The following is an 18,424-nucleotide window of genomic DNA, read 5'->3' as shown; positions in this document are numbered from 1 at the left end:
GAATCAGGCGTTCCAATTTCCCACCCCCATCGGAGCCTCCGTGGCACTCATCGTCCAGAAGTTCGGCGGATCGTCGGTCGCTGACGCGGCCAGCATTCAGCGCGTGGCCAAACGGGTGACCGAGACCAAGACCGCCGGCAACGAGGTGGTCGTGGTGGTCTCCGCCATGGGCGACACCACGGACGAACTGCTCGACCTCGCCGCCGCGATCTCCGACAGCCCGCCGAACCGGGAGATGGACATCCTCCTGACCGCGGGCGAGCGGATCTCGATGGCGCTGCTCGCCATCGCGATCCATGAGCTCGGCACGGATGCGCAGGCGTTCACCGGCCAGCAGGCGGGGGTCATCACCGACACCTCACACGGCAACGCCCGCATCATCGACGTCTCGCCCAGCCGGATCCAGCGGGTCCTCGAGGGCGGCGCCGTGGCCATCGTCGCGGGCTTCCAGGGCGTCACCCAGCACACCAACGACGTGACCACCCTCGGCCGCGGCGGCTCGGACACCACCGCGGTGGCACTGGCTGCCGCGCTCGGCGCCGACGTGTGTGAGATCTACACCGACGTCGACGGCCTGTTCACCGCCGATCCGCGGATCGTGCCGGCCGCGCGCCGGATCGACCGCATCACCACCGAGGAGACCCTCGAGATGGCGGCCAACGGCGCGAAGATCCTGCACCTGCGGGCCGTGGAATATGCCCGCCGCTACGGCGTTCCCATTCACGTGCGCAGTTCGTTCTCGCTCAACGAGGGCACGCTCGTGACCGACGCAGACCCCGAAGAAGGACCAATGGAAAACCCCATCATCTCCGGCGTGGCCCACGACAGCTCCCAGGGCAAGGTCACCGTCGTCGGCGTCCCGGACGTGCCGGGCAAGGCCGCGCAGCTGTTCGAGGCCGTCGCGGCCGCGGGCGTGAACATCGACATGATCGTGCAGAACGTGTCCGAGCAGGAGACCGGCCGGACCGACATCTCCTTCACCCTTCCGACCGACCAGTCGAAGGCGGCGAAGGAGGCACTCGAGGCGACGGCCGCCGAGCTCGGCTACCAGAGCCTCAACTACGACGAGGGCGTGGGCAAGCTGTCCCTGGTCGGTGCCGGGATGCGCTCCCACCCGGGGGTCTCCGCGCGGCTCTTCGGTGCCCTCCGGGACGCCGGCATCAACATCGAGATGATCTCCACCTCGGAGATCCGGATCTCGGTGGTCACCCGCAGCGAGGACCTGGAGCCGGCGGTCCGCGCGGTGCACACGGCGTTCGGGTTGGACGCCGACGAGGTCGAGGCCGTGGTCTACGGCGGAACGGGGCGTTGAGCATGGGCGTACGGATCGGCGTCGTCGGCGCCACCGGGCAGGTGGGCGCCGTGATGCGCCGGCTGCTCGAGGAACGTGACTTCCCGGCGGACGCGGTGCGGTACTTCGCGTCCGCCCGCTCGGCCGGCACCACCCTGCCCTGGAAGGGCGAGGACATCGTGGTCGAGGACGCCGCCACCGCGGACGTCTCCGACCTGGACATCGCGGTGTTCTCCGCCGGTGCGAGCACCTCCCGGACCCAGGCCCCGCGGTTCGCCGCGGCCGGGGTGACCGTGGTGGACAACTCCTCGGCGTTCCGGATGGACCCGGACGTGCCGCTGGTGGTCTCCGAGGTGAACCCCGAGGCGATCGCGGATGCGCGCAAGGGCATCATCGCGAACCCGAACTGCACCACGATGGCCGCGATGCCGGTGCTCAAGGCCCTGCACGACGAGGCCGGCCTGCAGCGCCTCATCGTGTCCACCTACCAGGCGGTCTCCGGCAGCGGCGTCGCCGGCGTCGAAGAGCTCGACTCCCAGATCCGGGCCGCCGTCGGGCAGGACACCAAGGCGCTGGCCCAGGACGGGAAGGCGGTCACCTTCCCCGAGCCGAACAAGTACGTGGCACCGATCGCCTTCAACGTGGTCGCGCTCGCCGGCAACCTGGTCGACGACGGCTCCGGTGAGACCGACGAGGACCAGAAGCTGCGCAACGAGTCCCGCAAGATCCTCGGCCTGCCCGAACTGCTGGTCTCCGGCACCTGCGTGCGGGTGCCGGTGTTCACCGGGCACTCGCTGTCCATCAACGCCGAGTTCGCGCAGCCGCTCAGCGTGGCCCGGGCCACCGAGATCCTCGCCGCCGCGCCCGGCGTGCAGCTCTCCGAGGTGCCGAACCCGCTCGAGGCAGCCGGTCAGGACCCGAGCTTCGTCGGCCGGATCCGTCAGGACCCGGGCGTGCCGGACGGACGCGGCCTCGCCCTGTTCGTCTCGAACGACAACCTGCGCAAGGGTGCCGCGCTGAACACGATCCAGATCGCGGAGCTGCTCGCGGCCCGCTGAGGCTTCGGTGGTCGGCGGCCGCGAGAGGCCGCCCACCACCAGCCGTTGTCAGGCCCGCGCGCCCGGCAGGTGCCGGAGCACGAACTCGAGCTCGGCGCGCATCTGCCGCACCCGCTCGTGGTCCACGTGGGACCCGTGGCCGGCGTCGTAGGTGTAGGTCTCCACGGTGGCGCCGCGGCCGCGCAGCGCGGTCACGTAGTTCTCGACCTGCCGGTACGGGCACCGCGGGTCGTTCTGCCCCGCGAGGATGAGCACGGGGGCCCGGACCGCGTCGACGTAGGTCAGCGGCGAGGAGACCCGGTAGGCGTCCGGCACCTGCTCCGGTGAGCCGCCGAACAGGGACCGGTCGAACGCCTTCAGGCTGTCCATCTCGTCCTCGTAGGCGGCGATGTAGTCGGCGACCGGCACCCCGGCCACGCCGAGGGTCCACCGCTCCGGCTGGGTGCCGAGCCCGAGCAGCGTCAGGTACCCGCCCCACGAGGCACCGACCAGCACCGACCGGTTCGCGTCGAGCGTGCCGTCCGCGACCAGGGCGTCGTGCACGGCGGCGATGTCCGCGAGCTCGGTGAAGCCGACCTTCGCCTCGAGCGCGTCCCGCCACGCCGAGCCGTACCCGGTGGAGCCGCGGTAGTTCACCTTCAGGACCGCGAAACCGTGATCGGTCCACGCCGCCGCGTACGGGTCGAAGGAGTCCGAGTCGTGCCAGGTGGGGCCACCGTGCACGTCCACGACCACCGGGTAGGGGGCGGTGCCGGTCGACGGGCGGCGCAGCAGGCCGTGGATGCGTCCGCCTGGGCCGTCCGCCCAGACGTCCTCGACCGGCACGGACGCCGGCGGCCGCGGCCCGTTCAACGTGATCAGGGCGGCTCCGGTGGCAGCCGAGATCACCTCGCGCGGCTCGGCGGCCGACGAGCGCGCGATCCAGACGTCGCCGTCCGGCCGGGGCGTGGCCCCGGAGACCGTGCCGACGGCGGAACCCACCTGGCGTACGGAGCCGTCCTGGAGGTCGTAGCGGAACAGCAGGGTGCGCGCCTCGTGGTCCTGGGCGATCAGCAGGGAGCGCCCGTCGGGGAAGAAGTCCGCATCGGCGACGTCGCCCGGCAGGCCCGGGTCGATCGGCCGGATCAGGCCGGTGCGCACGTCCCAGATCAGCAGCCGGGTGGCGCCGGAGCGCTCGTGCCGCACCAGGAGCCGCGGGTCCCCGGGCAGCGGCGCGAACGCGATCGCCCAGAGCCCGAGGCCCGGCCCGTCGTCGAGGTCGGCGACCCGGGCGCCGTTGTCCACGGAGAGCACGCGGATCGCCGGGTGGCGGTTGTCGCCGCGCTCGCTGTGCTCGACGGCGACCAGGTTGCCGTCGCGGCTCAGGGCCGCGGCCTCCGCGTCCTGGGCGTGGTGGTACAGCGGCACCGGCACGGCGTCGGGTACCCCGGCGCGGACGGCGTGGACCTGGGTTCCGTAGGCGTCGTCGCTGCGGCCGATGACGGCCGTGCCGTCGTCGTGGAGCAGGAGTCCGGCCGCGTAGGCGGGCGGCAGGCTGATGGGGTGCTCGGGCCGGCGCGTCACCGTCGAGGCGAACGGCTGCCGGCGCCAGGTGCCGAACTCGTCACCGTCGGTGTCGTCGAACCACCAGATCCACGCCCCCGTGGGGTCGATCGTCGCGTCGGTGGTGCCGTGCGGGCGATCCGTCGCCCGCACCAGGGCGCCGGTGGAGACGGTCCAGGAGTGCACCTGCTGCGCCCCGCCCGCGGTGGCGATGACCACCGCCCGGTCCGGGTTGCCCCGGGCCCATTCGGGCAGGCCCACCCGGCGGGCGCGGAAGCGCTCCTCCCACGGTGGCGGGGGCCATGCCTCGGCGGTGTCCCCAGGGACTCGGCTGGCGCGGTCGGCGGCCCGGTGGGCGCGGCCAATGGCACGATCGATCGGCATGCTCGCAGCCTACGACCACGGCGCCGGCGGGGTTGCCGTGCTCGAGGTGGCCAAACCCGCGCGACCGGTGCGGCGGATCGTCGGGTTGGCTCCGCGACCGCCCGAATTGAATCCGGTGTTGTATACATTGGATTCCGTTTTTCGCCATCCGCTGGTCAGATGAGGCTCTCGTGTATACGCTGTGGTCAAGATCTGACCAAGGAGGGCGACGCGATGCGGGCTGGTTCACGTGCTTACGTCGCGCTCCGTGAGGACATCCTCGACTGGCGGCTGCCGCCCGGGACACCGCTCGGCGAGGTGGAGCAGGCGTTGCGGCTGGGTGTCTCCCGCACCCCCGTCCGCGAGGCACTCGCCCGGCTCGCCGCCGACGGTCTGGTGCGTGGCGCCGGCGCCCGCGGCGCCGTCGTGACCGACCTGGCGCCCGCGGACGTGAGCGACCTGTTCGACCTGCGCATCGCCGTCGAGACCCGGCTTGCCCGGCTCGCGGCCGAGCGACGCGACCCAGGACCGTTCCGGACGCTCGTCGCGGACCTGGGCGCCGCCGTCGACCTCGACCTCGGCGGACCGGAGGACCGGGCCGCCTACTACGACCTGGTGCAGCGCCTCGACGACGCCATCGACGCGGCCGCGGCGAGCCGGTTCCTGACCCAGTCGCTCGACGGGGTTCGGCTGCACCTGCGGCGGCTGCGGCGGGTGGCCCGGGACCACCCGGCCCGGCTGCTGGAGTCCGTCGGCGAGCACCGAGGCGTGGCCCGGGCCATCCTTGACGGGGACGCCGAACTCGCATCGAGCGCCACCCTCGTGCACCTGCGCGCGAGCCTCGGCCACATCCTGCACACCTACGAGACCGCCCCGCCGCGACCGGCACTGACCGCACCAGCACCGACGGCGCCGTCCGCGCCATCGGTCGACGCACCCACCGCGTGAAATCGGAGACGCCCATGATCACCCACCAGGTACGCACCCACCGCAGCGACGAGGACCTGCCCCGCTCCGAGCAGCTCGCCTGGAAGCTGGCGGAACTCGCCGCAGACCCGGTGCCGGTGACCGGGGAGGTCACCGAGATGATCATCAACCGGGTGATCGACAACGCCGCGGTCGCGACCGCCTCGCTGCTGCGGGCCCCGGTGGTGGCGGCGCGCTCGCAGGCCCTCGCGCATCCGTACACGCCCGGATCGACGGTGTTCGGGCGCAGCCCGGACCTGCGGGTCAGCCCCGAGTGGGCAGCGTGGGCGAACGGGGTCGCGGTGCGCGAGCTCGACTACCACGACACGTTCCTGGCCGCCGAGTACTCCCACCCGGGTGACAACATCCCGCCCATCCTGGCCGTCGCCCAGCATGCCGGCGCCTCCGGCGCGGACCTGGTCCGCGGCATCACCACCGGGTACGAGATCCAGGTGGACCTGGTCCGGGCGATCAGCCTGCACAAGCACAAGATCGACCACGTGGCCCACCTCGGGCCGAGCGCCGCCGCCGGGATCGGCACCCTGCTCGGGCTGGACACCGAGACGATCTTCCAGGCCATCGGGCAGGCCCTGCACACCACGACCGCGACCCGGCAGTCCCGCAAGGGCCAGATCTCGACCTGGAAGGCCTACGCGCCCGCCCTGGCCGGCAAGCTCGCGATCGAGGCCGTGGACCGGGCGATGCGCGGTCAGACGTCCCCCGAGCCGATCTACGAGGGCGAGGACGGCGTCATCGCCTGGCTCCTCGACGGCCCGGACGCGACCTACGACGTGCCGCTGCCCCGCCCGGGGGAGCCGCGCACCGGGATCCTCGACACCTACACGAAGGAGCACTCGGCGGAGTACCAGTCGCAGGCGCTCATCGACCTGGCCCGGCGGCTGCACCGGACCCGCCCCGAGCTGGCCGACCCCGGCCGGATCGCCTCGATCGTGATCCACACCAGCCACCACACCCACTACGTGATCGGCTCGGGCGCGAACGACCCGCAGAAGTACTCGCCGTCGGCCACCCGCGAGACGCTCGACCACTCGATCCCGTACATCGTCGCGGTGGCGCTCCAGGACGGCGCCTGGCACCACGAGCGCTCCTACGCCCCGGAGCGGGCCAACCGCCCGGACACGGTGGACCTGTGGCGCAAGATCACCACGGCCGAGGACCCCGAGTGGACCCGCCGCTACCACTCCACCGACCCGGCCGAGAAGGCGTTCGGGGGCCGGATGGAGATCACCACAGTCGACGGGCAGCGGATCGTCGAGGAGATCGCCGTGGCCGACGCCCACCCGCTCGGCGCCCGTCCGTTCGAGCGTGCGCAGTACGTGGAGAAGTTCCGGACCCTGGCCGACGGCGTCCTCGAGCCGGCCGAGATCGACCGGTTCCTCGCGGTCGCGGCCCGGCTGCCGGAGCTCGAGCCGGGCCAGCTGTCCCAGCTCACCGTGGTGGCCCGGTCGGGGCTGCTCGGCACGGTGCGCTCGCCGAAGGGCCTGTTCTGATGCTGCACGCACCCACCAGTGCGTCCGACAAGCGGCGCCGGCTGCGCGAGGCCCTTGCCGGCCCGGACCTGCTGCGCCTGCCAGGGGCGTTCAACCCGCTCTCGGCACGGCTGATCGAGGAGAAGGGATTCGAGGGGGTCTACATCTCCGGGGCCGTGCTCTCGGCCGACCTCGGCCTGCCGGACATCGGTCTGACCACGCTGACCGAGGTCGCGGCCCGCTCCGGGCAGATCGCCCGGATGACGAACCTGCCCGCGATCGTGGACGCGGACACCGGCTTCGGCGAACCGATGAACGTTGCGCGCACCATCCAGGTCCTCGAGGACGCCGGGCTCGCCGGCGCCCACATCGAGGACCAGGTCAACCCGAAGCGGTGCGGGCACCTGGACGGCAAGTCCGTGGTGGGGCTCGGTGACGCGGTCAAGCGGATCCGCGCGGCCGCCGACGCCCGCCGGGACCCGGACTTCCTCATCATGGCCCGCACCGACGCGCGCGCCATCGAAGGACTCGACGCCGCGATCGACCGCGCCAAGGCGCTGGTGGACGCCGGCGCGGACGCGATCTTCCCGGAGGCGATGGCCGACCTCGGCGAGTTCGAGGCCGTGGCGTCCGCGGTGGATGTGCCCGTGCTCGCGAACATGACCGAGTTCGGGAAGTCCGAGCTGTTCAGCACCGCCCAGCTCGCCTCCGCCGGGGTGCGCATCGTGATCTACCCGGTCACCCTGCTGCGGCTGGCGATGGGGGAGGCCGAGCGGGGCCTGGACGAGATCGTGGCGGCCGGCACCCAGGCCGGCGCGGTGCCCCGGATGCAGACCCGCGCCCGGCTCTACGAGCTCCTCGACTACGCCGGCTACAACGAGTTCGACTCCGAGATCTTCACGTACCGGCCCTGAGCCGGGCACCCCAGCAGCACCGATCCACCGACGATGGAGGACACACCATGACCGAGACCGACATCAAGAAGGGGCTGGCCGGGGTCGTCGTCGACGTCACGTCCATCTCCAAGGTCAACCCCGAGACCAACTCGCTGCTCTACCGCGGCTACCCCGTGCAAGACCTCGCCGCGCACTGCTCGTTCGAGGAGGTCGCCTACCTGCTCTGGCACGGCGAGCTGCCCACCGAGGCCGAGCTGGCGGCGCAGAACGATGCCGAGCGCGCCCAGCGGGCCCTGCCCGACGGCGTCGTGGACGTCATCACGTCCCTGCCCACCACTTGCCACCCGATGGACGTGTGCCGCACCGCCGTCTCCGTGATCGGCGCGCACGACCCGGCCGCCGAGGACCCCTCGCCCGAGGCGAGCCTCGCGAAGTCCCTGCGCCTGTTCGCCCAGCTCCCCGCCGTCGTCGCATTCGACCAGCGCCGCCGCCGCGGCCAGGAGCTCGTGCCGCCGCGCGAGGACCTCGGCTACGCCGAGAACTTCCTGTACATGACGTTCGGGGAGGTCCCCGAGCCGGAGGTGGTGCGCGCGTTCGAGGTGTCGATGGTGCTCTACGCGGAGCACTCCTTCAACGCCTCCACCTTCACCGCCCGGGTGATCACCTCCACGCTGGCGGACCTGCACTCGGCCGTCGTCGGGGCGATCGGTGCGCTCAAGGGGCCGCTGCACGGCGGCGCGAACGAGGCCGTGATGGCCACGTTCGACGAGATCGGGTCCGCCGACGCCGCCGAGGCCTGGCTCGAGGATGCGCTCGCGCACAAGAAGAAGATCATGGGCTTCGGGCACCGGGTCTACAAGAACGGCGACTCCCGGGTGCCGACGATGAAGTCCGTCCTGGACGACCTGGTGGCCCACTACGACCGGCCCGACCTCGGCGACCTGTACACGACGCTCGAGAAGGCCATGGGTGAGCGCAAGAACATCAAGCCGAACCTTGACTACCCGGCCGGACCCGCCTATCACCTGATGGGCTTCGACACCCCGACGTTCACGCCGCTGTTCGTGGCGTCCCGGGTGACCGGGTGGACCGCGCACATCATGGAGCAGGCCGCCTCGAACGCGCTGATCCGGCCGCTGAGCGAGTACGTCGGACCGGACCAGCGGGACGTGCCCACGCGAGCCTGAGCGCCCGGCAGGCGGCCTACACGGCCGTGTAGCCGCCGTCGATCAGGTGGTAGCTCCCGGTGATGAAACTGGCCCGGTCCGAGAGCAGGAAGCACACCAGCGCCGAGACCTCCTCGGGCAGGCCGAGCCGGCCGAGCGGGTGCTTGCCGATCAGGGCGGCGCGGAACTCGTCGGGCAGGTCCAGCAGGAGCGGGGTGTCGATGTACGCCGGGCCGACGCAGTTGACCCGCAGACCCGCCGGACCGTACTCCGCGGCCGCGTTCTTGGTGAGCCCCACGATGGCGTGCTTGGCCGCGGTGTAGGCGGCATTGCCGGGTGCCGCCACGGCGCCATGGATCGAGGCCATGTTCACGATCGCGCTGCGCCCCGGATCCTTGAGCAACTCCGGGATCTGGTACCGCATCCCGTACAGGACGCCGTTCAGGTTGATGTCGATGACCCGGTTCCAGTCGGTCAGGTCGACCTCCCCGACGGGTGCTTGCGCGCCGCCGATCCCGGCGTTGTTCACGGCCAGGTGCAGGCCGCCGTAGGTGGTCACCGCGTGCGCCACGAGGGCGCGCGAGGTGTCCGCGCTCGCCACGTCGTGTGCGAACGGGGACGCCGTGCCACCGTCCGCAACGATCTCCTCGGCGACCCGGGCCGCGCCGTCGGGGTTCAGGTCGCTGACCACCACGGCGGCACCGCCGGCGGCGAGCTCCTTCGCGATCGCCTCGCCCAGCCCGGAACCGCCGCCGGTCACGATCGCAACCCGATCGCCGAATGGAAGGTCAGTCATCGCGTTCTCCTGTCGTTGAGGTCCCCACCTCAAGGCTAGGTGCGGGGGCTCCGCGCCGCCTGGGTATCTGGTCCCGGGTGTGAGACGTGCGAGCGGAGTGAAGGACGAAGCGACGCCGCCGGCGGCGGGACCCCGGGCTCTCGCCGCAAACTCGTCCTTGACGTCCTCTGCGGTTCCGAACTATGGTCTGCGCATACGTAGTACCACCGAAGGTTGGTGCTTCGTGCTGCGGTGGGCATACGAATGAGCAAACCCCTGATCCATCGCGGCGCATCGACTGATCGACCTCGACGACGAGAGAGTTCTCATGCGCATCAAGCACAGGATCATGAGGGTGGCTCTGCCCCTCGGCATCACGGCGGCACTCGTGGCGGCCTGCTCGCCGAACACGGTGGCCGACCCGGACGGCACGGGCGGCTCCGACGAGAGCGTCCCGGCACTGGTCTACGGCAATACGGACGGCGGCACCACCTACACGCTCAACTACAACGTGTACTCCCCGGCGACGGACAAGTCGCCGAACAGTGCGCTCGTCTACGAGCCCCTGGTCCGCATCGACTACAGCGACGGCGGGAACCTCGTGCCGTGGCTGGCCGAGTCCTGGACGTTCTCCCCGGACGGGACCGAGGTGACGTTCGCGCTGCGGGACGACGTCACGTTCTCCGACGGCGAGCCGATGACCGCCGAGGACGTCGCCTTCTCGCTCTCGATCCCACTCGAGCACGCCGAGCTGAACGCCACCGGCGCCACCTATGAATCCGTCGAGGCGGTCTCGGAACACGAGGTCCTGGTCACCTACCCGGCCGCCTCCTACAGCTCACTGAACCAGTTCGCGAACCTGCAGATCGTGCCCGAGCACATCTGGAGCGAGCAGGACCTCACCACCTGGACCAACCCTGAACCGGTGGGCACCGGCGGCTTCACCGTGGCGGCCTTCTCGCCGCAGCAGGTCACGTTCGAGGCCCGTGACGACTACTGGGGCGGGACCTTCGAGGTGCAGACCGTGAAGGTGGTGCCGGTCACCCAGGACACCGTGAAGGCGCAGTTGCTCAGCGGCGACGTCCAATGGGGCACCGTGTCCTGGGCGAACGGGGAGGACGAGTTCGTCGCCCTCGACCCCGAGGTGAACCACTATCAGCTCTACGCCACCGGTGGTGCGTTCTCCGCGATCTTCAACACCGGCCGCGCCCCGTTCGACGACGTCCACGTGCGCCGCGCGCTCGCGATGACGATCCCGCGCTCGGACATCGTGGCGACGCTGAACCGGCCGGGCACCGAGGCCGGACCCACCGGGCTGGTCGACGGCGTCTACGCCGACTGGTTGCTGCCGGAGTACCAGGGCCTGGTGCAGGAGGTCGACGTCGACGGCGCGCTGGCCGAGCTGGCCGAGTCCGGCTTCACCGTCGAGGGCGGTGCCCTGGTGCGGGAGGGGCAGGTCTACAACCCGACGATCTCCTTCAACACCGACTTCGGCTGGGAGGCCTACGCGGACATCATGATCAACAGCTGGCGGGACAACCTCGGCCTCGAGGTCACGCCGGCCGGGGCGCCGGGCGCCGCCCTGTTCGAGCAGCAGCAGACCGGGCAGTTCGACATCACGATCAACGCCACCGGCGGCGCCGGCGTGTACGGGGTCTACAGCGGGCTGAGCTCGCAGTACCTGGCCCCCGAGGGTGAACAGGCGGCCACCAACTACGGCCGCTGGAACGATCCGGCCACCGACGACGTCATCGCCCGGATGGCATCCACGGCGGATCCCGAGGAGTTGCGCGAGCTGGGCCACGAGATGCAGCAGATCGTGGTGGAGGGCGTCCCGTACAGCCCGATCTACACGAGCTACTGGTTCATCGACATCAACGCGAGCGAGTGGACGGGCTGGCCGACGCCCGAGGACTTCAGCTACATCCCGTCCCCGCAGCAGGGCCCGGATACCACGCTGACCCTGCTCGGCCTGAGCCGGGCGGAGTCGTGACGGCACGCCGGCCGGGGGACGCGCCGTGACAGTGGCACCGCAGCTGGTGGGAGCGGCCGCACCCACCACCCGGCTCCGGGTGCCGAGCCGGTGGGCCTTCCTGGCCCGCCGGCTGGGGTTCTACCTGACCGCTGCCTGGGCCGCGATCACGTTGAACTTCCTGCTCCCGCGGCTGATGCCCGGCGACCCGTCGGTCGCGATCGTGGACCAGCTGCAGCGGGTCAGTGGGCGCCAGCTCCCGCCCGAGACCCTCGTCTCCATCCAGACGCTGTTCGGCGATCCGGACGCGAACCTGGGTGAGCAGTACGTGGCCTACCTCGGTCAGCTGGCCCGGTTCGACCTGGGCACCTCGATCTCCCGATTCCCCACCCCGGTTGCCGACCTCGTGGCGGCCGGGCTGCCCTGGACCCTCATGCTCGTCGGCACCACCACGGTGCTCGCGTTCGTGATCGGCACGGGTCTCGGGGTGCTGACGGGGTGGAAGGCGGGTGGTCGCTTCGACGCCATCGTCACCCCGGCCTCGACGTTCATCTCGTCGGTGCCGTACTTCTGGGTGGCCCTGATCGCGCTGTGGGTGTTCGCGTTCGAGCTGCGCTGGTTGCCGTCCTCCGGTGGCTACGACCCGGACCTCGAGGGTCCCGCGTTCTGGCTGAGCGCGCTGCGCTACGGCATCCTCCCGGCGGCCACGATCGTGTTCTCCGCGTTCGGGGGCTGGCTGCTGGGGATGCGCAACATGACGGTCACCACGGTCCGGGAGGACTACGTGCTGCTCGCCCAGGCGAAGGGTCTCGCCCCGAGCCGGGTGGTGCTGCGCTATGCCGCGCGCAACGCCATGCTGCCCAGTTTCACGGGGTTCGCACTGGCCCTCGGCGGGGTGATCGGCGGCGCCCTGCTGACCGAGATCGTGTTCAGCTACCCGGGCATCGGCTACCTGCTCTACGACTCGCTGACCAAGCGTGACTACCCGGTGATGCAGGGCGTGTTCCTGCTGATCGCACTGACCGTCCTGGTGGCGAACCTCATCGCCGACTCCGTCTACGTGTTCGTGGACCCCCGGGTCCGCGAGCAGGGCTGAGGCCGTCATGAACACAACGTTCCTGTCCCATCCCAAGGTCCGGTTCGGGCTCGTGGTCGTGGGGTTCTTCGTCGGCCTCGCCGTGTTCGGTCCCTGGCTGACCGGGACCGTCCTCGGGATCGATCCCCGCGCGAACGACATCTCCGCGATCGCGGCCCCGCCGAGCGCCGAGCACTGGCTCGGGACCACCCAGTTCGGGCAGGACGTCCTCGCCCAGCTGATCGCCGGAGCCCGCGGATCGATGTTCGTGGGGGTCCTGGCGGCGCTCATCGGCACCGTGCTGGCGATCGTGTTCGGTGTCACCGCCGGCTTCTTCGGCGGGCGCACCGACCACATCCTGAACTTCGTCACGAACCTCTTCATGGTGATGCCGGTGCTTCCGCTGATCTTCATCGTCTCCGGGTACCTGCGCGGCACCGGGCTCTGGATGATCGCGATCATCATCGGGGTGTTCGGCTGGGCCGGCGGTGCCCGGACGCTGCGCGCGCAGACATTGAGCGTGCGCAACCGTGACTTCGTGCTCGCGATGCGCATGCTCGGTGAGTCCAACCCGCGGCTGATCGGGGCCGAGGTGCTGCCGCACCTGGGTGGCTGGATCGCCTCGATGTTCCTCTCGGCGATGATCGGCGCGATCCTGGCCGAGGCGGGCCTGGCCTTCCTCGGCATCTCCGACTCCGGGGCGATCAGCTGGGGCTCGATGATCCAGGCCGCGCAGTCGCAGAGCGCGGTGCTGCGGGGACTGTGGTGGTGGTTCGTTCCGCCGGGGCTGTGCATCGCCCTGATCGGAACGGCGGCGGCCATGCTGAACTTCGGTGTCGACGAGCTGTCCAACCCGAAGCTGCGCTCCGCCACCCGCAGGGTGGTCCGGCGTACCCGCCGGGTGGAGCGCGCCGTCGCGGCCGATGCGAGGACCGCATGAGCGCGCCCGCCCGGACCCGGACCCCGGCCGCCGCCGGCAGGAGGGCCAACGACGTGGTGCTCGACGTGCGTGACCTCACGGTCGAGTACATCGGGCCCGACGGCGCGGTCGCGGCCTGCAAGGACGTCACCCTGTCGCTGCGGCGTGGTGAGATCCTCGGCATCGCCGGCGAGTCCGGCTCGGGCAAGTCCACGTTGATCACGGCCTTGACCCGGCTGCAGCGGCCTCCGGCCACGACGACGTCCGGCAGCATCACGTTCCACCCCGCGGACGGCCGGCCGGGGACCGACCTGGTGGGCCTGTCCGCGCGGGAACTGCGCCGGATGCGGTGGTCGACCATGTCCATCGTGCTGCAGAGCGCGATGGACGCGCTGAACCCGGTGATGCGGCTCGGCGACCAGTTCGTCGACGTGCTGCGCACCCACTACCCCGACCTGGGGCGCAACGGCGCACGGGACCGCACCACCGAGCTGCTCGCGATGGTCGGCATCTCGGCGGATCGGGCCCGGAGCTTCCCGCACGAGATGTCCGGGGGGATGCGCCAGCGCGCCACCATCGCGCTCGCCCTCGCGTGCGAGCCGGAACTGGTGGTGATGGACGAGCCGACGACCGCCGTCGACGTGGTGATGCAACGGCAGATCCTCGCCCAGGTGCTCCGGCTGCGGCGGGAGCTGGGCTTCGCCGTGATCATGGTGACGCACGACCTGTCCCTGCTCCTGGAGGCGGCCGACCGGATCGCCATCATGTACGCCGGGCGCATCGTGGAGGTGGGCACCGCTGCGGCCCTCTACCGTGAGCCGGCGCACCCCTACACGCGCGGGCTGAGGGACTCGTTCCCACCGCTGCACGCGCCGCTGCGCACGCTCCAGGGCATCCCCGGGAGCCCGCCGGACCTGCGCCGGCTGCCGAGCGGGTGCCCGTTCCATCCGCGGTGCCCGGTGCGGGTGGAGGCCTGCGTGAGCACGACGCCGGTGCTCGTACCCTTGCCCGAACAGGAGGCCGCGTGCCTGCTGCTGACCCAGGAGGAGCGCCCATGAGCAGCCCGACAGCCACCGTCACGGACGAGGGCACGGTGCTCTCCGCCGTCGACGTGAGCAAGCACTTCGTGGTGCGCAACGCGGTGGGGGACTCCTCCGTGGTGCGTGCCGTCGAACACGCCTCGATCGACCTGTACGCGGGGCGGATCGTCGCGGTGGTCGGGGAGAGCGGCAGCGGCAAGACCACACTGGCCCGGCTGCTCGCGCGGTTCTACGAGCCGACCGAAGGGGAGATCCGGCTCGAGGACGTCCCGGTGGGCAAGGCTGCCGCCGGCCGTGCCTACCACCAGAAGGTCCAGCTGATCTTCCAGGACCCGTTCGGGTCCCTGAACCCGGTGCACCGGGTGTGGCACAACCTGGACCGCGCCCTGCGCATCCACGACCGCCGGACCGGCCGGGCGGAGCGACGCCGGCGGGCGATCGGGCTGCTGGAGCGGGTCAGCCTCACCCCCGGCGCGGACTTCCTCGACAAGTTCCCGCACGAGCTCTCCGGCGGCCAACGCCAGCGGGTCGTGATCGCCCGGGCGCTGGCGGTGGCCCCCAAGGTGCTGCTCGGCGACGAGCCGATCTCGATGCTTGACGTCTCGATCCGCCTCGAGATGCTCAACCTGCTCGGGCGGCTCAGCCGTGACGAGGGGCTGGCCATGCTCTACATCACCCATGACATCGCCAGCGCCCGCTACGTCTGCGACGACGTGGTGGTGATGTACGCCGGCCAGATGATCGAGGGCGGTCCCAAGGAGCGGGTCATCGGCGCGCCGGCGCACCCGTACACGAAGCTGCTCGTGGAGTCCTCACCGGACCCGGACCGGGTCGGCACCACGTCAAGGGACGAGCAGTTCGCCGACGCCGAGGCGCTCGGTGAACCGCCGAGCCTGATCGAGCCACCGACCGGGTGCCGGTTCCACCCCAGGTGCCCGTTCGCGATGAGCCGATGCGCGCTCCAGGAGCCACCCCGCACCGATCTCGGTGACGGGCACTGGTCCCGGTGCTGGCTGCACGAGGAGGGCCGCGCCGAGGAGATCGGGGCGGAGAACTACTCGGCGGCGCTGGCCCGGCGGACCACCACGGAGCCGGCACCATGACGACGGCGCGCCGGGACCGGCCGGTGCGCCAGTCGGACGTGGCGCGGCTGGCGGGTGTCTCACAGTCGGCGGTGTCCCGGGTGGTGAGCGGGGACCTCACCCGGATCCCCCCGGTCACGGCGGAGCGGATCCGGGCCGCGGTGCGGGAACTCGGCTACGTCCCGAACCCGGCGGCCCGGAGCCTGCGCGGGCGGCGCAACTCGCTGCTGGGGGTGCACGCGTTCGAGCCGCTGTTCCAGTGGGCAAGGGACGGGTTCTACCTGGACTTCCTGCTCGGCATCGAGGAGCGGGCCGAGGCCACCGGCAACGACCTGGTCCTGTTCACCTCGGCCACCGGCCGCAGTGGGACGGGCACCGTCTACAACTCGGGCATGAACCGGCTCGGCATGGCGGACGGCAGCATCCTGCTCGGTGTCGCGTCCGATCCGCACGAGCTGGCCCGCCTCAGCGGCGACGGCTACCCGTTCGTGCACGTCGGCCGGCGGGACGTGCCCGGGGTCGAGATCTCGTGCGTCATCCCGGACTATCGCACCGCGTCGGCCGAGGTGGTCGCCCAGCTGGCCGGTCTCGGCCACGGCACGTTCACCTACCTGCGGGACCCGAACGACAACGAGCCCTACCAGGACCGGCGGGCCGGCTACCAGGCCGCGCTCGCGGACCTGGGCCTGCGGGACGACTCGCCGGGCGCGGCGGGCCGATCGGGCTTCGATGACGACTCGGTCGAGGAGCTGCTGCGCAGCGGCTCGACGGCGGTGGTGGCGGAGAGCGTGTCGCTCGCCGAGCAGATGGCTGCCGCGCTCGCCGCCCGCGGCCTGACCGTGCCCGCGGACGTCTCCATCGCGGTGCTCGAGACCCGCGCACCGGACTCGGCGGTGGCCTGGGACTGCCTCGTGATCCCTCGGCTCGAACTCGGCCGCCGGGCCGTGGACCAGCTGATCGAGCTCGTCGAGGAACCCGACACCGGCCCGAAGCAGACCTGGGTGCCGTGCTCCGTGGCGCCCGGCAGCACCATCACCCATGCGAAACAACGGAAGGCACATCAATGACGGAACGACGAACCGAGGTCCTCGTGGTCGGGGGCGGGCTCGGCGGGGTCGCCGCGGCGCTCACCGCGGCCAAGCTGGGCCGGCGGGTGGTCCTCACCGAGGAGACCGACTGGCTCGGTGGGCAGCTGACCGCCCAGCTCGTGCCACCCGACGAGCACGCCTGGATCGAGTCCGAACTCGTCTCCCCGAGCTACGCCGAGCTCCGGCGCCGGATCCGTGACTACTACCGGCGCAACTACCCGCTGCTACCGGACGCGGCCGAGGACCCCGCGCTCAACCCGGGGCTCGGCAAGGTGTCCCGGCTGTGCCACGAGCCCAGGGTCGCGGTGGCCGCCATCGAGGAGATGCTGGCTCCGTGGTGCGCCTCGGGAGCGATCGAGGTGCTGCGGGAGCACGTCCCGACGGCGGTCCACGCGGGCGGCGACCTCATCGACGCGGTGACGCTGCGCGATCAGCGCACCGGCGACGAGGTGACCGTCACCGCGGACTTCGTGGTCGATGCCACCGAACTCGGGGACCTGCTCGAGCTCGGCGGGGTGGAACACGTCATCGGCGCCGAGTCTCGTCAGCGCACCGGCGAACTCCATGCGCCCGAGGAGGCGGATCCACTCGATCAGCAGGCGGTCTCCTGGTGCTTCGCGCTCGAGCACCGGCCCGGGGAGGACCACACGATCGACCGCCCCGCGTCCTACCACCACTGGGCCACGAAGGTGGACGACTTCTGGCCCGGACCGCAGCTGTCCTGGGTGGACGTGGAGCCCGTCTTCCTGGCCCGTCGGGACCGGCCGATCTTCATGTCCGAGCCGACGGACGGCGTCCCGTTCGACCTGTGGCGCTACCGCCGGATCCTGGCCGCCGAGCAGTTCGACCCGGCCTCGGGCCTGCGTGACATCTCCACGGTGAACTGGCCGCAGATCGACTACTGGGATGCGCCGCTCCTCGGCGTCGGCGAAGCCGAGAAGGAGCAGGCCCTCGCGGCCAGCCGGGAGCTGTCGCTGTCCTTCCTGTACTGGATGCAGACCGACGCGCCACGCGAGGACGGTGGCACCGGCTACCCGGGCCTGCGGCTGCGCCCCGACGTGACCGGCACCGCGGACGGACTGGCCAAGGCCGCCTACATCCGCGAGTCGCGCCGGATCGAGGCCGAGTTCACGGTCCTGGAGCAGCACGTGGGCGTCAAGGCTCGCGGGGTGGGCGCGGGATCCGAGGTGTTCGACGACGCCGTGGGTATCGGCCAGTACCGGATCGACCTGCACCCCTCGACCGCCGGGCGCACCTATGTGGACATCGCCTGCTTCCCGTTCCAGATCCCGCTCGGTGCCCTCCTGCCGGTCCGGGTCGACAACCTGCTGCCGGCCTGCAAGAACATCGGCACCACGCACATCACGAACGGCTGCTACCGCCTGCACCCGGTCGAGTGGTCGATCGGGGAGGCGGTCGGTGCGCTCGTGGCGTTCTGCCTGGACCGGGGCGTGGCCCCCCGCAAGGTGCATGCCGACGCCACCAGCCGGGGCGACTACCAGGATCTGTTGCAGGGCACGCTCGGGGTGACCACGGCCTGGCCGGACGACATCCGGCGGACCGGTCCGGCCTTCTGACCCGCGCTGCGCCGTCGGGTGAGACGCCCGACGGCGCAGCCTCGCCGGGTGTGTATCCTCACCTCATGCGTTGCGCACAGCAGTATTGGTTTAGCGTGTCGGCCCCGGCCGTCGCGCTCAGTCA

The 18,424-nt window shown here is 71.3% G+C and carries 16 protein-coding genes; 14 read left to right on the top strand and 2 right to left on the bottom strand.

Annotated elements, in window-relative coordinates; all coding sequences use genetic code 11:
* Positions 1 to 40: 40 nt before the first annotated feature.
* Entirely contained in the window at positions 41 to 1,312 is a 1,272-nt protein-coding gene (locus tag GKS42_RS21990) for an aspartate kinase (RefSeq protein WP_154795764.1), read from the top strand.
* Between the two features lie 2 nt (positions 1,313 to 1,314).
* The gene (locus tag GKS42_RS21985; protein ID WP_154795763.1) at positions 1,315 to 2,349 is read left to right on the top strand and encodes an aspartate-semialdehyde dehydrogenase; all 1,035 of its coding nucleotides are present in this window, start codon (positions 1,315 to 1,317) and stop codon (positions 2,347 to 2,349) included.
* Positions 2,350 to 2,397: 48 nt separating this feature from the next.
* On the opposite strand, the gene GKS42_RS21980 is transcribed toward GKS42_RS21985, so the two are convergent.
* Positions 2,398 to 4,275 (bottom strand): S9 family peptidase, encoded by a 1,878-nt coding sequence (locus GKS42_RS21980; RefSeq protein ID WP_154795762.1) that lies wholly within the window; start codon positions 4,273 to 4,275, stop codon positions 2,398 to 2,400.
* Here GKS42_RS21980 and GKS42_RS21975 point away from each other — a divergent pair.
* The 5 genes from GKS42_RS21975 to GKS42_RS21955 are packed head-to-tail and all read left to right on the top strand — an operon-like array spanning position 4,274 to position 8,793.
* The gene (locus tag GKS42_RS21975) at positions 4,274 to 4,438 is read left to right on the top strand and encodes a hypothetical protein (protein ID WP_154795761.1); all 165 of its coding nucleotides are present in this window, start codon (positions 4,274 to 4,276) and stop codon (positions 4,436 to 4,438) included. The two genes, GKS42_RS21980 and GKS42_RS21975, sit on opposite strands and share 2 nt — an antisense overlap.
* A 50-nt stretch (positions 4,439 to 4,488) precedes the next feature.
* Positions 4,489 to 5,202, top strand: coding sequence for a GntR family transcriptional regulator (locus tag GKS42_RS21970; RefSeq protein ID WP_154795760.1), 714 nt, complete (start codon positions 4,489 to 4,491; stop codon positions 5,200 to 5,202).
* A gap of 14 nt (positions 5,203 to 5,216) precedes the next feature.
* Positions 5,217 to 6,731: an MmgE/PrpD family protein gene (locus GKS42_RS21965; protein ID WP_154795759.1), complete on the top strand. Its 1,515-nt coding sequence runs from the start codon at positions 5,217 to 5,219 to the stop codon at positions 6,729 to 6,731.
* Positions 6,731 to 7,624, top strand: a complete 894-nt coding sequence (gene prpB / locus GKS42_RS21960; RefSeq protein ID WP_154795758.1) for a methylisocitrate lyase — start codon at positions 6,731 to 6,733, stop codon at positions 7,622 to 7,624. Before GKS42_RS21965 ends, prpB begins: the two co-directional genes overlap by 1 nt.
* 47 nt (positions 7,625 to 7,671) lie before the next feature.
* A complete protein-coding gene (locus GKS42_RS21955; RefSeq protein ID WP_154795757.1) occupies positions 7,672 to 8,793 on the top strand; it encodes a bifunctional 2-methylcitrate synthase/citrate synthase in 1,122 nt (373 codons plus the stop codon).
* A gap of 16 nt (positions 8,794 to 8,809) precedes the next feature.
* Here GKS42_RS21955 and GKS42_RS21950 read toward each other — a convergent pair whose 3' ends face one another.
* Entirely contained in the window at positions 8,810 to 9,568 is a 759-nt protein-coding gene (locus GKS42_RS21950) for an SDR family NAD(P)-dependent oxidoreductase (RefSeq protein WP_154795756.1), read from the bottom strand.
* 328 nt (positions 9,569 to 9,896) lie between these two features.
* Between GKS42_RS21950 and GKS42_RS21945 the strand changes: the two genes are divergently transcribed.
* The 7 genes from GKS42_RS21945 to GKS42_RS21915 all read left to right on the top strand — a co-directional run bounded on the left by GKS42_RS21945 (position 9,897) and on the right by GKS42_RS21915 (position 18,300).
* Positions 9,897 to 11,540, top strand: a complete 1,644-nt coding sequence (locus tag GKS42_RS21945) for an ABC transporter substrate-binding protein (protein ID WP_232848132.1) — start codon at positions 9,897 to 9,899, stop codon at positions 11,538 to 11,540.
* A gap of 79 nt (positions 11,541 to 11,619) precedes the next feature.
* Positions 11,620 to 12,615: an ABC transporter permease gene (locus tag GKS42_RS21940; protein WP_154796900.1), complete on the top strand. Its 996-nt coding sequence runs from the start codon at positions 11,620 to 11,622 to the stop codon at positions 12,613 to 12,615.
* Between the two features lie 7 nt (positions 12,616 to 12,622).
* Entirely contained in the window at positions 12,623 to 13,534 is a 912-nt protein-coding gene (locus GKS42_RS21935) for an ABC transporter permease (RefSeq protein ID WP_154795754.1), read from the top strand.
* Entirely contained in the window at positions 13,531 to 14,571 is a 1,041-nt protein-coding gene (locus GKS42_RS21930) for an ABC transporter ATP-binding protein (protein WP_154795753.1), read from the top strand. Before GKS42_RS21935 ends, GKS42_RS21930 begins: the two co-directional genes overlap by 4 nt.
* Positions 14,568 to 15,656, top strand: a complete 1,089-nt coding sequence (locus GKS42_RS21925; RefSeq protein ID WP_154795752.1) for an ABC transporter ATP-binding protein — start codon at positions 14,568 to 14,570, stop codon at positions 15,654 to 15,656. The genes GKS42_RS21930 and GKS42_RS21925 overlap by 4 nt, the downstream gene beginning before the upstream one ends.
* Positions 15,653 to 16,702 (top strand): LacI family DNA-binding transcriptional regulator, encoded by a 1,050-nt coding sequence (locus tag GKS42_RS21920; protein WP_154795751.1) that lies wholly within the window; start codon positions 15,653 to 15,655, stop codon positions 16,700 to 16,702. Before GKS42_RS21925 ends, GKS42_RS21920 begins: the two co-directional genes overlap by 4 nt.
* Entirely contained in the window at positions 16,699 to 18,300 is a 1,602-nt protein-coding gene (locus GKS42_RS21915) for an FAD-dependent oxidoreductase (RefSeq protein ID WP_154795750.1), read from the top strand. The genes GKS42_RS21920 and GKS42_RS21915 overlap by 4 nt, the downstream gene beginning before the upstream one ends.
* Positions 18,301 to 18,424: the final 124 nt, after the last annotated feature.

The sequence above is a fragment of the Occultella kanbiaonis genome (assembly GCF_009708215.1).
GTDB classification, from domain to species: Bacteria; Actinomycetota; Actinomycetes; order Actinomycetales; family Beutenbergiaceae; genus Occultella; species Occultella kanbiaonis.
Note: the sequence above shows the minus strand (reverse complement) of the source record. Positions and strands in the feature narration are given on the sequence as shown.

Coding starts and splice junctions, on each gene's coding strand:
- GKS42_RS21925 (WP_154795752.1), top strand. CDS start 14,568: ATGAGCAGCCCGACAGCCACCGTCACGGACGAGGGCACGGTGCTCTCC.
- GKS42_RS21975 (WP_154795761.1), top strand. CDS start 4,274: ATGCTCGCAGCCTACGACCACGGCGCCGGCGGGGTTGCCGTGCTCGAG.
- GKS42_RS21930 (WP_154795753.1), top strand. CDS start 13,531: ATGAGCGCGCCCGCCCGGACCCGGACCCCGGCCGCCGCCGGCAGGAGG.
- GKS42_RS21970 (WP_154795760.1), top strand. CDS start 4,489: ATGCGGGCTGGTTCACGTGCTTACGTCGCGCTCCGTGAGGACATCCTC.
- GKS42_RS21915 (WP_154795750.1), top strand. CDS start 16,699: ATGACGGAACGACGAACCGAGGTCCTCGTGGTCGGGGGCGGGCTCGGC.
- GKS42_RS21935 (WP_154795754.1), top strand. CDS start 12,623: ATGAACACAACGTTCCTGTCCCATCCCAAGGTCCGGTTCGGGCTCGTG.
- GKS42_RS21965 (WP_154795759.1), top strand. CDS start 5,217: ATGATCACCCACCAGGTACGCACCCACCGCAGCGACGAGGACCTGCCC.
- GKS42_RS21955 (WP_154795757.1), top strand. CDS start 7,672: ATGACCGAGACCGACATCAAGAAGGGGCTGGCCGGGGTCGTCGTCGAC.
- GKS42_RS21950 (WP_154795756.1), bottom strand. CDS start 9,568: ATGACTGACCTTCCATTCGGCGATCGGGTTGCGATCGTGACCGGCGGC.
- GKS42_RS21945 (WP_232848132.1), top strand. CDS start 9,897: ATGAGGGTGGCTCTGCCCCTCGGCATCACGGCGGCACTCGTGGCGGCC.
- GKS42_RS21985 (WP_154795763.1), top strand. CDS start 1,315: ATGGGCGTACGGATCGGCGTCGTCGGCGCCACCGGGCAGGTGGGCGCC.
- prpB (WP_154795758.1), top strand. CDS start 6,731: ATGCTGCACGCACCCACCAGTGCGTCCGACAAGCGGCGCCGGCTGCGC.
- GKS42_RS21980 (WP_154795762.1), bottom strand. CDS start 4,275: ATGCCGATCGATCGTGCCATTGGCCGCGCCCACCGGGCCGCCGACCGC.
- GKS42_RS21920 (WP_154795751.1), top strand. CDS start 15,653: ATGACGACGGCGCGCCGGGACCGGCCGGTGCGCCAGTCGGACGTGGCG.